The organism is Acinetobacter sp. SA01 (genome assembly GCF_011319235.1).
Lineage (GTDB): Bacteria > Pseudomonadota > Gammaproteobacteria > Pseudomonadales > Moraxellaceae > Acinetobacter.
On sequence record NZ_WXXM01000001.1, the window covers coordinates 159,519 to 174,069 of the forward strand.

At 41.1% G+C, this 14,551-nt stretch carries 12 protein-coding genes; 3 read left to right on the top strand and 9 right to left on the bottom strand.

Annotated features, from left to right (window positions below; all coding sequences use genetic code 11):
* Positions 1-25 precede the first annotated feature (25 nt).
* From GTU69_RS00875 to efp, 6 genes are all read right to left on the bottom strand, one after another.
* A complete protein-coding gene (locus tag GTU69_RS00875) occupies positions 26-2,035 on the bottom strand; it encodes a DUF3488 and transglutaminase-like domain-containing protein (protein WP_166167821.1) in 2,010 nt (669 codons plus the stop codon).
* Between the two features lie 3 nt (positions 2,036-2,038).
* Positions 2,039-2,944, bottom strand: coding sequence for a DUF58 domain-containing protein (locus tag GTU69_RS00880; protein ID WP_166167824.1), 906 nt, complete (start codon positions 2,942-2,944; stop codon positions 2,039-2,041).
* Between the two features lie 24 nt (positions 2,945-2,968).
* Positions 2,969-3,919 (bottom strand): MoxR family ATPase, encoded by a 951-nt coding sequence (locus tag GTU69_RS00885; RefSeq protein ID WP_166166945.1) that lies wholly within the window; start codon positions 3,917-3,919, stop codon positions 2,969-2,971.
* Between the two features lie 108 nt (positions 3,920-4,027).
* Positions 4,028-4,330 carry a YbdD/YjiX family protein gene (locus GTU69_RS00890; protein WP_166166948.1) on the bottom strand — a complete coding sequence of 101 codons (303 nt, stop codon included), beginning with the start codon at positions 4,328-4,330 and terminating at the stop codon, positions 4,028-4,030.
* On the bottom strand, positions 4,327-6,432 hold the full coding sequence (locus GTU69_RS00895; protein ID WP_086195644.1) for a carbon starvation CstA family protein: 2,106 nt from the start codon (positions 6,430-6,432) through the stop codon (positions 4,327-4,329). The genes GTU69_RS00890 and GTU69_RS00895 overlap by 4 nt, the downstream gene beginning before the upstream one ends.
* A 173-nt stretch (positions 6,433-6,605) precedes the next feature.
* Positions 6,606-7,175, bottom strand: a complete 570-nt coding sequence (gene efp, locus GTU69_RS00900) for an elongation factor P (RefSeq protein ID WP_086195645.1) — start codon at positions 7,173-7,175, stop codon at positions 6,606-6,608.
* Positions 7,176-7,245: 70 nt separating this feature from the next.
* Between efp and epmB the strand changes: the two genes are divergently transcribed.
* Genes epmB through GTU69_RS00915 form a run of 3 tightly spaced genes read left to right on the top strand, consistent with a single transcriptional unit; the run spans position 7,246 to position 12,117 of the window.
* Positions 7,246-8,262 (top strand): EF-P beta-lysylation protein EpmB, encoded by a 1,017-nt coding sequence (gene epmB, locus GTU69_RS00905; RefSeq protein WP_166166951.1) that lies wholly within the window; start codon positions 7,246-7,248, stop codon positions 8,260-8,262.
* Positions 8,263-8,275: 13 nt separating this feature from the next.
* Positions 8,276-10,021, top strand: a complete 1,746-nt coding sequence (locus tag GTU69_RS00910) for a GTPase (RefSeq protein ID WP_166166954.1) — start codon at positions 8,276-8,278, stop codon at positions 10,019-10,021.
* Positions 10,003-12,117, top strand: a complete 2,115-nt coding sequence (locus GTU69_RS00915) for an EAL domain-containing protein (protein ID WP_166166957.1) — start codon at positions 10,003-10,005, stop codon at positions 12,115-12,117. The genes GTU69_RS00910 and GTU69_RS00915 overlap by 19 nt, the downstream gene beginning before the upstream one ends.
* An 87-nt stretch (positions 12,118-12,204) precedes the next feature.
* Here the strand turns inward: GTU69_RS00915 and rpmE are convergent, their stop codons facing one another.
* From rpmE to gloA, 3 genes are all read right to left on the bottom strand, one after another.
* Positions 12,205-12,429, bottom strand: coding sequence for a 50S ribosomal protein L31 (gene rpmE, locus GTU69_RS00920; RefSeq protein ID WP_001200845.1), 225 nt, complete (start codon positions 12,427-12,429; stop codon positions 12,205-12,207).
* A gap of 203 nt (positions 12,430-12,632) precedes the next feature.
* The gene (locus GTU69_RS00925; protein WP_166166960.1) at positions 12,633-13,631 is read right to left on the bottom strand and encodes a bile acid:sodium symporter family protein; all 999 of its coding nucleotides are present in this window, start codon (positions 13,629-13,631) and stop codon (positions 12,633-12,635) included.
* A 226-nt stretch (positions 13,632-13,857) separates the two neighbouring features.
* Positions 13,858-14,259, bottom strand: coding sequence for a lactoylglutathione lyase (gloA, locus tag GTU69_RS00930; protein WP_166166964.1), 402 nt, complete (start codon positions 14,257-14,259; stop codon positions 13,858-13,860).
* Between the last annotated feature and the right edge of the window lie 292 nt (positions 14,260-14,551).

Genomic DNA, 14,551 nt, shown 5'->3' on the forward strand with positions numbered 1-14,551 from the left:
TGTGAATCATATTCACTTTTATTTTTTAAGACAAGTGCTTTCTATTATTTTTTAAAGTATTTGCACATGTTTTAAGCATTTTTCTAAATTGCTTTATTTGCTGGTGATTTTGCATTAAAGAATAGTGCTGTTGCTGATAATGCTGTGCTGTTTGAATAAATATCTGTTGCTGGTCCTGTTCTGCCCGTTCAGCCAAACGAAGCATCCAGCTATAAAAAGTTTCTGCAGGCTGCTTGCGCAAGCTGAGTTCCAATTGTTTGGAAAATTGTTGAATGGCACGCTCATAATCTGAAACCGACCGACTGTTTCGATAAAAAATCCAGATAAAATAAACCGCCACCACCAGCAGAATACTCAATAACATGATGATACTGCTGGCATAAGCATTTTTAATACCAAGCTTGGACAACCAGCCTTGCTGCTTTTCGGCATCATAGCCCACCACCTTGCTTTGCCATTGATAACTCGCATAGTCACTCCAGATTCGCAGGTTTTTCATCACTGCAAACTGGCGATATCTCCATTTCTGTTCTTTATTGCCCAAAATACTGCGATCACTTTCAATATAATTTTGCATTCCCCCATCTATGCGTTGTGGCGCGATAATCGCTGTAGGATCGATTCTTTGCCATTTTCCCTGCAATAAGACTTCTGTCCATGCATGTGCATCGAGCTGTCGCACCTCCCAACTGGCTCGATCAGGAGCAAGTTGTCCACCCTGATAACCCACCACTACACGTGCAGGTATGCCGACATAACGCATAAGCAAAGCAAAACTTGAGGCATAATGTTCGCAAAAACCACGACGTGATTGAAACAGAAATTCATCTATCCGGTTTTCTCCCAGCAAGCCGGGATTCAAGGTGTAGGCAAAATGATTATTTTTATACCACTGCAAAATATTGCTGACATAGCGTTCAGGTTGCTGTCCACTCCGCTTGAACATCTCGAATGCAAACTGGCGTGATTGCTCATCTAGGCGCTCTGGAATTTTGGTATTGATCTGTTGCAAAAATCCTGTTTTATATAAAGTCTGTTCTTGCGACTGAGCATTGCCCAGCCATCGCAATGCAATCGGTTGATTCTGCAAAATTTGTCGTACCGGCGTAATACGGCCATCCTGTTTTAACTGATAATTCTGTTGTAATGGCCGTGATTGTTCGAGTCCCATCACCCACATCACATGAGGATCAGCCGCTAAATACTGATAATTAAAACTGTATTTCCCGTTCTTTAGATTTTGAATTGCGACCGGTTTTTCATTGACAAAACTGCTGGTCCAGGTTTTACCGTCATACTGGTCTAAAACCATCGCTCGCCAATATAAATCATTGCGGTCTGGTAATTGGTTCATATCGCCAATAATTCGAAATGCCAGACTGCTTGACTGCGACAACTCGGCAATATCCCCTGGTGACATGCTGTCACTCATCCCAGTGACACTTTTTTGTACCGGGATCGGAATCGCCCAAAGTGGTGGCAAGCGCGGGAAAAACACAAACAGCAGGATAAAAAAAGGCAAAGCCAGAATCAGGAATTTAGCCACATGTTTGGCATCACTCTGCCATGCGCCAGATGAATTTTGTAACTGTCTAAATTCATGGGTCTGTAAACGATACAGGCCGATCAGGCAGCTGAGTAAACAGAGCAGTACCATCAGCGCCATCCAGATGGACTGGCTAAACAGGAAGGAACTGGCACTGACAAACATGGCAAAATTAAACAGGATAATGACATCGCGTTTATTTTTGCTTTCTAAGGCTTTGGCAAATAAAAAAGTCGATAAAATGGCAACACCGGCTTCTATACCAATAAAGGTTTGATAGTTAAAATAAATTGCAGCCAAAGCTATGAAAGTCAGGACAAAAGTCCATATTCTGGATAAAGCCCTGGATTGATCTTTTAAGCTATAAAATAAAAAAAGAATCATCAGGGCAAAAATAAGGCTTAATAGCAGCGGATTAAACCAAACCTGTGCCAGAAGTATCAATGACAGGGTCATCAGTATCGAGGTTCTGATCTGTGTATCAATCATCATTTAAGCCTGCGCCAAAAGTTTTTTGGCCTGTAATAACTGACTGTTACCCAAACCTGCAGCCAGTTCAGCTTGCGGTAAAAAAACTGCATATGCACACTGCATTTGCTCACATTGTTCAATTAAGCCCATCATGAGGCTCAGTTTTTCTTCATGCTGAGTACTCGGCATATTGTGATAATGAATTTCAATATTCGGCTGCTCATTGTGCTGTTCAAATACCTTGATATATAAACCTTGTCCGCGTGCGGCCTGCTTCCATGACACCGCTTGCAAGCTATCTCCAGCCTTGAAATTACGCAGTTCACGGAATTCATCCATGTCCGGCTCAAAACTGTGCTGATGCTGCTTGTTTTCTGCAGGATAAAAAGCAGCTTTGGGTGCCACCCATGAATATTCTTTCAAGTAAAAATAGGTCCAGGCACGCACCAGCCCAAAAGGATAAACTGAATAGACCTGAAGGGTTGGATAATCAAACCTCCCTCTTTTTTCAGCAAAAAATGACAAGGTCATGCTTTGCTTCAATTCTGAAAGAAAGATTTTTTCCAAATGCTGGCTGGTTTTAACCCACAAATAACGCGGCTGCTTTTGCGCTTGCTGAAAATGGAGTTGCAAATCCAGTTGATGCCCTACCTGTCCAACTTCATTGACTGAAACCTCAACCTTGAGCCCATGCAGCTGCTTAAAAGTTAAATAAAAGCTAATACATAAAATGGCACTGACCAGAAAACAGAAACCCAGAATCAGGTTGTTGGCATAATTTACCCCGGCAATAAACGTAAGCAAAATCAACACCAGATACAGGTATCCCTGCTGATAGATAAAAATCAGAATGTCTTTTTGCGAGAGCTGTTTGATTTTTTTAAACTGGAAGCGTTTCGCTAACCATTTGTGCCACGGCTGGGTCAAAAGTGTAGTCAAGTCAATCACCCTTTAGCTGATCTGGACTTGCTGCATCAGTTGCAAGGTTTCTGCTTCACTTAAGCCTATACGATGCGACACCACAGCGGCAAATACTGCCTGTACATCATCTGGAGTCACATAACTACGCTGTTCAATAAAGGCGTGCGCCTGAGCTGCTTTTTTCAAGGCTAATAATCCGCGGGTCGATAAACCATGCGGGCTTTTACGGGTCTCAGCAGCCAGATCCAGCAGATAATCCAGCACTACATCGGCAATATAAAGCTGTGTCACCAATTGTTGAATGGCTAGAATTTCATTTTCATTAAAGACATGTTGCAAGGTTGAAATCAAGGCATAGCGGGAATCTTGCTGTAATAACAGTTTTTCTGCAGAACGTGATGGATAGCCCAGTGACAAACGCATCAAAAAACGGTCGAGCTGCGATTCAGGCAAACTATAAGTTCCACTCTGAAACAACGGATTTTGCGTAGCAATCACCCAAAAAGGTCGCGGTAAGTCATAACGTACCCCATCTACCGTCACCAGGCCTTCTTCCATCGCTTCCAGCAAAGCACTTTGCGTTTTGGGACTACAGCGGTTAATTTCATCAGCCAGCAAGATTTGGGTAAAAATAGGTCCCTGCTTGAATTCAAACTGATGCTCTTTCTGGTTAAACATGTTCACCCCAATCACATCACTGGCCAGCATGTCATTGGTAAACTGAATACGCTGAAACTTCAATCCGGCAATATGCGACAAGGCACTAGACAAGGTGGTTTTACCCAGCCCCGGCAAATCTTCAAACAGCACATGTCCACCGGATAGCAAACAACATAAAGCCAGTTTGGTTTGCTGCTCTTTATCCAAAATAATGCGATTGATTTGAGTCAGGAATGCCTGAATTTTTTCAGCAAAAAATTCTACCTGAAAATTCAGCTCTTGTTGTGCTAGCGTGAGTTCCTGTTTTTGAACTTTATTCATACCCCAAATCACACTCTTTCCCCAATAAAAAACGGTGCATGATTAACATACACCGTTTTGTTGTTTTTCCAAATAAATCAGAAGATTTCAGACAAACATATCTTCAGGCTAGCAGGGACATTTTTTCATTCCACCGCCTGCGCTTGGATAACGTGCATCCACACAGTGACGGTAAAATGTTTTGGCATCCATGGGGGTTAAATCAGCATGATGTTTTGCCATATGCGCCAAATAGGTCTGATAATCTGGCACACCTACCATTAAGCGAAAGCTTTGCTGCAGGCGTTGCCAAATGAGCTGAATGGTTTTAATGCCATTTAGCATCAAAAACTGTTTCGGTTGAGCCAATACCGTAAACTTGATGATTTTACCCAGTGCCAGTTTTTGGCGAATTTGATCTTTTAGACTCATTTCACCTCTCCTGCCACTTCATTGGAGCTAATCTCATCACTGTAAATGGCTTCAGATTCATGCACAGTCGGATTTGGATTTGCCAATGCGCGGCGAATGACACCAATCGCAGCAAACAGCATCACCACCGCCACAATCATGAAGAAACCGCACAGTACTGCATTAATCTGATTAGAGAACACAATCGTTTGCATTTCAGCAATGTCTTTGGCTGGCTTTAAGATTTCTCCACGAGCAATGGCATCAGAGAAACGGTTGGCCTGTGCCAGAAAACCAATTTTCGGATTTTCATGGAAGATTTTTTGCCAGCCAGCAGTCATACAGGTAATGAACAGGAAAATGGTAGGAACAATCGTGATCCATACATATTTTTCTTTCTTCATTTTAAACAGAATGACTGTACCTAAAATCAGTGCCATAGCTGCCAGCATTTGGTTACCAATACCAAATAGTGGCCATAAGCTGTTAATCCCACCGAGCGGATCAATCACACCCTGATAAACGAAGAAACCCCAGCCTGCAACAGCGACTGCGGTACCCAACAAGTTACCAAAGAAATTGTGCGATTGTTTCACCGCAGGAATTACAATACCGACAGTATCCTGAACCATGAAACGGCAAGCACGTGTACCGGCATCTACCGCTGTTAAAATAAACAATGCTTCAAACAGAATGGCAAAGTGATACCAGAACGCCATCATGGAACGGTTATTGAAAATTTCCGTAATAATGTGCGCCATACCAATGGCAAATGTTGGGGCACCACCGGTACGCGATAGAATTGAACTCTCACCTACTTCCTGAGCAAGCAGGGTCAAGGCTTCAGGTGTCACCACAAAGCCTAAAGTACGCACCGCTTCTGCCGCGCTTTCCACCGTTGTACCGAGTACCGCAGCAGGTGCGTTGATGGCAAAATATACACCTGGTTCAAGAATGGTGGCACAAATCATTGCCATGACCGCAACGAAAGATTCCATCAACATGCCGCCATAACCGATCACACGAATATCCACTTCGTTATTAACCAGTTTAGGTGTCGTACCTGAAGAAACCAGGGCATGGAAACCGGAAATGGCACCGCAGGCAATGGTAATGAACAGGAACGGGAACATCGAACCGGCAAAGACAGGACCTGTACCATCCACGAAATGCGTTACCGCCGGCATTTTCATTTCAGGCAATGCCACCATAATGCCCACTGCCAGACCAGCAATCACGCCAATCTTCAAGAAGGTAGACAAGTAATCACGTGGAGCTAGCAGCAGCCAGACCGGTAATGCAGAAGCAATGAAACCATAAGTGATCAGACACCAGGTCAACTGCGTACCTGAAAGGGTAAAGATGGGTCCCCAGTACGGATCAGCTGCCACATTACCGCCATAGACAATCGCCAGCATCATCAGCACAAAACCGATGATTGAAACCTCGGCAATTTTTCCCGGACGGATATAACGCATATATACGCCCATAAACAAGGCGATTGGAATAGTGGCTGAAATGGTGAATACACCCCATGGACTGTTGGTTAGAGCTTTCACCACCACCAAGGCAAGCACAGCAAGAATAATGATCATGACGCCTAATGCACCCAGCATCACAATGATACCGGCAAAAGAACCAAGCTCCTGCTTTGCCATTTCACCCAGTGATCGTCCATCACGGCGGGTCGAAATAAACAGGACTAAAAAATCCTGCACAGCACCTGCAAGTACAACACCGACCAGCAACCAGATGGTTCCTGGCAGGTAGCCCATTTGTGCCGCAAGAATTGGCCCGACTAAAGGCCCGGCACCGGCAATGGCTGCAAAGTGGTGTCCAAACAAGACATATTTATTGGTCGGGACATAATCCAGACCATCTGCCAGACGATGAGCGGGGGTTAAACGTCTGGCATTGAGTTCAAAAACTTTATTGGCAATAAATAAGCTATAGAAGCGATAAGCGATGCTATAGACACAGATGGCAGCTAAAACTAGCCAAACTGCATTGACATGCTCACCTCTGCTGATTGCAAGTATCCCAAAGGACACCGCACCTAGAACTGCCACCAGAAGCCACACTATTTTGGAAGTTATTGATAACTTCGGTTGAATCGTTTCCATGTAAAGCCCTCATATCTAATGCATAAATCAGCCTTCATTTTTTATTGTTCGGTATACTGCTGTTTTTTCCCTTGCGACTGTACTCCTCATATTTTGCTTTTCATCTAATACTTTGGCATAAAAAAAGGGATGATTTTGATCATCCCTTTCGATAATAGTCTATTTTAAAACCATTATGCACGTTCTAAATAGTCACCCGTACGAGTGTCTACACGAACGCTTTCTTCTTGCTGTACGAATAATGGTACACGAACAACAGCGCCAGTTTCGAGTTTAGCTGGCTTGCCGCCGCCGCCAGAAGTATCACCACGTACGCCTGGATCAGTTTCCACGATTTTCAATACGACGAAGTTAGGTGCACTTACTGTCAATGGAACGCCATTGAATAACATAATTGTACAAAGTTCGTTAGAATCGTCTTTTAACCATTTTGCAGCATCACCCATTGCAGTTTTGTCTGCAGTAATCTGTTCAAAAGTTTCAGGATCCATGAAGTTCCACATTTCACCATCGTTGTACAAGTAGTTCATTTCTACTTCTACGATGTCCGCTGCTTCTAAAGAGTCACCCGATTTAAAAGTTTTTTCTAAAACTTTACCTGTTTTAAGGTTACGAAGTTTTACACGGTTGAATGCTTGACCTTTACCAGGTTTTACATATTCATTTTCCATGATTGAACATGGGTTGCCGTCAAGCATTACTTTAAGGCCTTGCTTAAAGTCATTTGTAGAATAATTGGCCATGAAAGGCTCGCTCCAAACTTACTAACTTAAATCTATTAATGCTAGACTAGCATTATTTTTAACATCTGGCATGATAAACTATTTGTATCAAGAGCAAAACTGGCAATCTCAACTGAGTGACCTGATTACAGACCCTTTAGAGTTGCTTGAAACACTTCAGCTCTCGCCTGATCAATTATTATCAGGGGCAATCCTGGCTTCTGAAAAGTTTAAGTTGCGTGTTCCCCGTGCGTTCGTCGGAAAAATGAGCATTGGCGACCCGCTTGACCCTCTGCTGTTACAAGTATTACCCCATCATCTGGAACTTGAAGATCATCCTGGTTTTGTAACCGATCCTTTAGGTGAGGAACAGGCCAATCAACAGCCAGGTGTATTACATAAATATAAATCGCGTTTTTTACTCACCTTAACCGGGGCTTGTGCAGTTCATTGTCGTTACTGTTTCCGCCGCCATTTTCCTTATCAAGAAAACCTGCCAAAAAATGAAGATTGGCCAAATATTAAACAATATATTCAAAATCAAACAGATATAAACGAAGTTATTTTGAGCGGTGGTGACCCGCTTACCCTGTCAAATCGAAAACTTGCCCTGTGGATTGAACGTCTTGAGTCCATGCCGCAAATTAAATTTTTGAGAATTCATTCACGGGTTCCGATCGTAATCCCCAACCGTGTCGATGAAGAGCTGATTTCCTTATTAAAAAACAGTAGGCTGCGCATTATTCTAGTGGTACACTCAAATCATGCCGCTGAGCTGGATGAGTTTACCTGTTCCAAACTTTCAGCGTTGGTTCAACATCAAATTACCGTGCTGAATCAGGCAGTTTTATTAAAAGGGGTTAATAATTCTGCGCAGCTGTTAGTGGACTTAAGTTATCGTCTGTTTGAAGCGGGCGTGATGCCATACTATTTACATGTATTAGACAAAGTAAAAGGTGCCCATCATTTTGACTTAAGTCCTGAAGAAATTAATCTGATATATAAAGAGGTTTTAGAGAACCTGCCGGGATATTTGGTTCCTAAACTCGTTAGGGAAATAGCGGGCGAAAAAAATAAAACACCGCTTTTTGGGGTTTCAACTTTTTGAGTTAATAATAACGATGCTTATGAGTAATTCAGATATCTTCCAAACACCAACAGAGTTAAAGTTGGAAAAATTAAGCTTCTGCCCAACCAATGCAAAAGGCTTACAAGACTGGGTATGCAATTTATCCATTCTGCAACTGGGGAATTCTTCCAAAGAACTTTTCAATGCATTACTGGAAATATCAGAACTTAAATGTCCTGAAATGTTGCGTTTTGACTTGATTCAAATCCTGCATCCTACCCTGGATAATGTTTTAGGCAGCCTGGAAAAGCATTTTTTCAATCAGGGGCTGATGAGCAATGACCGCAGCGACCAGATCATTGAGCTAGCGATGCTGCTACGTAGTCATTTTGCCAAAATTTATATCGATATTTCAAAACGCTGCAACGCCCAGCTCAGTATGCAAAAGTTTTCTCTATTTGCATTCAACCAAAAGAAGAGTTTGCAAACGGCCAGAATTGTTTCTACTTATTATGCCTTGCAGCAATTGTCTTTATTGCTTTATCAACAACATTTGCTCTATAGCACGCCTTTATTTGGACAATGGTTAATTGCACATCAGCTGATTGAATGTGCAATTAAAAATAATTTTTATCAAACCAATATTAACCAGATACTGGATACGCAACATCCTTTACAAACCGTTGCTCAGGCTTATTCACAACTGGTGTTGCTGGAAATTCTGAATACCCATCAAATCCGGCCTTCTGAAATGCAAGGCTTATATTTATGCAGTTTTGACTGGGCCAAACTGGTTCATGTCTTACCCAAAGAAACCTCGCTTTCTCGCTATATTGTCGATATCAATAAAGACTATCCACCTGTTTTTAATATCAATCAGGCCAGTCTTTACAAACCGACTATCTATATTTCAACACAAAATTTATTAGATCATCTGTCTGAAACCCAAACCAAAAAGTCTGGTTATTTATCACGTAATGAAAAGCTATTTTTAACCCCGGCCCTGCACTTTCATATTCACAATCTGCTTACCAGCAATACAGAACGCCGTCATGAGCGTTATGAATATTCTGCACAATTACAAATCTGTTTTAGTCTTTCGGTGGCACACTTTTACCTCTCTAAGGGCAAAAACTTTCATGAAACTCTGGAGTTAGATACCAATTATCAATTCCATAATGAAAGCAGCTTTATTAATTCGATGAATTCGAATATCCCAGCTGAAATGACTACAGCAAAAACTTTGGATCGTGAAGCCAAACAGATTTATCCAGCAGAAGTTCTGGACATCAGTGTCAATGGTTACAGAATTAAATGGAATGGCTCTGCACCTTCGAATTTGAAAACTGGTGAATTTATTTTAATTCAGGAAAATACTAATAGCCCTTGGCGTGGCGGTGTGATCCGCTGGATCAAGCAGTCAACAGCCAAAAGCCTGGAACTGGGACTAGAAGTACTGGCACAAGATTTATTTCCTTGTGCTGTCATGATCAAAACAGATCGTCATAGCAATAATTACCAGCCTGCCCTGATCGTTCAGTCTAGCCAAGTTGATGAGGTATCCACCAGCCTGATCGTGTCTGGTTCACATATGTTTAGGGAAAAACAAACTATTCATTTACGCCTGGGACGAGAAGAAATAAAAATTTATCTCACAAAAGCACAAATCATTACACAAAGTTTTATCCGTTTTGAGTTCGAATTACTGAATGAGCAACAAGAAAACTTGATCAACAACTTTATTAATAAGCAAACGAATGAAGTCAAGAATCACGATTTATGGGAAGCATTAAAGTGAGAAATCCATTATTGTCTAAAAAGTTAAAACGTACTGAAACACGTTTACTCATTATCGATGATAATCAAATACGTTTTAACCAAATTCGTGACCTTTTAACATCCAGTGAACATTTAGTACATGCAACCTTGCTGGATGATTTACAAAACTTCGAAAAGCAATTACATCACACTTGGGATCTGGTTATTTTTGGTCGTGCTTATGACTTAAAATATGAACAGGCGTTAAGCTTAATCCGCCTGTCCAAGCAACCAAACCTTCCAATGATCCTGCTCAAACCTGATGATTATCAGGCCGATCAATACGCAGGTTATATTCGCAAAGGGATTTATGACATTCTTAATCTGGATTATCCAGATCGTTTTTATATTGGTATTTTACGTGCCCTTTCACTCAGTCGTTTGCTGCTGACACAACAACATTTAATGGAAGAGCTAGAAACAGCTCAAACCCAGGCCCAGTCTTTAGTTCAAGAGAGCAACAAAGCCATTGCACTAATTCAGGAAGGTATTCATGTCCAGGCAAACCCTGAATATTTAGCACTTTTTGGACTTAACAATGAAGATGATATTGTTGGACTTCCCTTACTCGACCTACTTCAGCCTAAAGATTTAAATGATTTTAAGTTACGTTTTAAAAAAATTTCACAAGGTCAGTTTGATTTAGGGCGTTTTGAAATCAACAGCTTAAATCATCACATATCTGTTCCAAACCCGCTTAAAGTTGAGTTTTTACCTTCTACGAATGAAGAAGATGCCGTACAAATTACGATTGATATTGAATCTTCACCATCAGTTCAGCCTACATCTACAACAGCCGATGCTCCAAAGTCCAATACCTATCAGCTGATTAATCGTACCATCACTCAACAACCTTCAGATATTAATGCCCTCGTGGTATTTTCCCTGGCTTCTTGTCCTGATAATATTTTTAAAGAGGAGTGGGATACACTCAAAAATTATTCCACTAATATCAAGGATTTTTTAAAAGAGCAAACTCATGCTCCATTATTTCAAACAAGTTTTGGTATTTATGTGGGCTTGTTCCAAGCCGAATCTAAAGCCAAATTAGAGTCCAAACTTATCGGTTTAAGTTCATTAACTAAACCGCAATTATTGTCCATTGATCACACATCCTATCCGCTGAATCTCAGAATTGGCTATACACTGCTCGATACTGAAATACGTGATGAAAAACATTTTGAACAATTTATTGCTACAGCTTACAAGACTGCTTTACCGAAAAATCAGCCGACTCCTGCACTTGAATTAGAAACACCGTTAAACATTCCAAGCATTGAGCTACAGCAACCCGAAATTAAGGCAGTACCTAGTTCACCTGAAGCAGCCCTACTCAGAGCCTTGCAACAAAGCTTAGATCGCGGTGAAATTCACCTTAAATATCAACAGCTCTACGATAAGCAAGACACTAATTTATATACTTATGAAGTCACTAGCGGCTTTATTTATGAAAATGCCTGGAAAGATCTGGTTAGCTTAAGAGAACTTGCAGACGATCCTGAGTTATCCATTAAACTGGATCGCTGGATATTAGTGGAATCATGTAAACAACTGCATAATTTCATTACTCAATATCCTGAAGCAAAATTGATTGTGAATTTGAATAAAGCGGTACTATTACACGACCGAAGCTTCCCTGAATTCATTTCCAAACTCATTACCATTGTCCGCAGTAAATTGAAGCATCCATTAGTTTTACAATTTTCAGAAGAAGATATTAGTCAAAATATCTCAGATGCTCAAAAGTATATTGCCCAGTTACGTCAATTTGGCGCTGAAGTTTCCCTCAGAGACTTTGGTAATAGCATTTATAGCGAGTCGATGTTACGTCAACTTGATGTAAATTGTTTAACTTTACATCAGAATTTGACCAAAATGCTGCAGACAGAAAAATCGACGCAAGAATTACAGGAAAAGCTGAGTGCCTTCCAGGAAATTAAAGCTAGCGAAATCATGCTGCGCGATCTCAATGACATGACTCTGTTTGCAAACGCATGGAACGTGGATGCTCGTTTTATTCAGGGCGATTATTTCCAGAAAAAACTGGATCATTTGATTGATGTACAAGACCAATAGGTCTTGTACAAGGTCTGTAATTGAGTCATTGATGAAATAGCGGACATAAAAAAACGGGCAAGAAGCCCGTTTTTTTCATTTTGGGTATTAACGTTTGATAGAACGTGACATACCTGCAAAACGTTGTTTGAATTTGTCGATACGGCCGCCAGTGTCCACATTCTTTTGTTTACCAGTATAGAATGGGTGGCATGCTGAACATACGTCTAGGTAAATTGTTTCTTTACCAAGCGCTGAACGAGTTTCGATTACGTTACCACATGAACAAGTAGCAACTAATTTTTCATATTTTGGGTGAATATCGGCGCGCATCGTCGATTACTCCTAAGTTAAGAAAGGCTTATGCTGTCATCGCAATTGATCACTCTCATGATTCATGAGGAATAAGCTTGATCCAGGAAAAAGCCAGACCAACACCACAACAGACCATTCTTTTGGCCCACCGAGACGGATACCGTCAGAGCTAAGCACAACAAGTGGGCGTAATTATACGGGAAAAAATAACAGATAGCGAATTATTCTTTACACTCTTCTATCGCGTTAAACTCATCTACCGGATGTTTTGACCAGTAGTTGGCAATCACCCCACAGACCATCAACTGAATTTGATGAAAAATCATAATCGGTAACACAATCATACCCAACGGCTGCCCAATAAACAGGATTTGCGCCATAGGCACCCCGCTGGCCAATGTTTTTTTGGAACTACAGAAAAACATCGCAATCTGATCTTCCCGGTTGAAACCCAACCATTTCGGAATGTATAAAGCCAATAGCATAATGATGGTCAAGAATACTGAACAGGCTATGGTCAAAATCAGCAACGTCTTCCAGCTCACTTCTTGCCACAAACCGGCAACCACCGCCCCACTAAATGCCCCATACACCACCATGAGAATAGTACCCTGATCGAATGCTTTGACAATACCGGGTAATTTCAACATATACGGATAAACATAAGGACGTAATATCTGCCCCAATATAAATGGGACCAGTAACAATAAGGTAATTTGAAGAATTGAAGATGTAGGATCAAAGCCATGTTGCGATTGGCCTAAAATAAAGAAACTGACCAATACAGGAGTAATAAACATCCCGACAATATTGGAAAATGAAGCACTGCACACTGCACTGGCGACATTACCTTTTGCCACCGAAGTAAATGCAATGGAAGATTGTACGGTGGATGGCAAGAAGCACATAAACAGGAAGCCCCAGTACAATTCTTTTCCCAGCATTGGTAGAAGAATCGGTTTGGCCAATAGACCTAAAAGCGGAAATAAGGCAAAAGTGAAAGCAAAGACCACCACATGAAATTTCCAGTGCAGCATGCCTTGTACTACTGCTTCTCTGGACAGTTTAGCGCCATGCAAAAAAAATAGAATTGCAATCGCTATGGTCGTAATGACTCCAAAAACCTGTGCAGTGCCACCTGATACGGGAGCTATACTGGCCAAAATTACCATCACTACCAGCAAAATGGTAAAGCGGTCCAATGCCAACAATTTTAACATTATTACGTCCTGTAAATGACAGCCAATAAAAAACCCAATAAGTGATTTTACCTTGCGGTAAAGTTTCATCTTACTGGGCTGAATAAATAAAGCCAGTGTTTCAACTCAATGTTGAATATTTAGTTTATCTATATCACTTTATGATGAGACTTCTTTCATCAATTCCTTTTATTTATCCTTATGAGAGAAAAATAAAAAGAGTGTCAATAATGAGCAAAAAAGTGTATTAGTTATTTCTGGCATTAACATCTTGCTGAATTAGCTCGATTTTATAGCCGTCTGGATCTTCAACAAAAGCGATCACGGTAACACCACCCTTCATTGGACCAGCTTCACGCACCACCTTACCACCACGTGCCTTGATCTCTTCACAGGCTTTATAGGCATCATCGACCGCAATCGCAATATGGCCATAGCCATTGCCCAGCTCATAACTTTCTGTGTCCCAGTTATGCGTCAATTCCAGTACGGTATGGTTTTCTTCATCACCATAGCCGACAAAAGCCAGAGTGAATCGACCTTCTTCATAATCGCGTTTACGAAGCAAAGTCATACCGAGTACTTCAGTATAGAACTTTAAAGATTGTTCCAGATTGCCTACACGTAACATGGTATGCAGCATGCGCATGATTCTGTTTCCTATGTTTTCCATTTTTATAAACACTATAGGGAGTTGCTGTGGAAAATTCAATTTAGCAAACTGGAGCTGGATATCATTTATTGTTTCACTTCCCCATTATTATTACATTTTTAAATCAATGCTCTGTTTAGTTTAACAGTACAGCACACCCTAATGATGGAGTCTTTACTTAGGCTATTTTAAAAATAAGACTGAACCTTTGCAGCAATTTTTGGCCAAAGAAAAACCCATTTCATCCTCAAGACAAAATGGGTGATTCATTCAGTTTTTTAAAATTTGA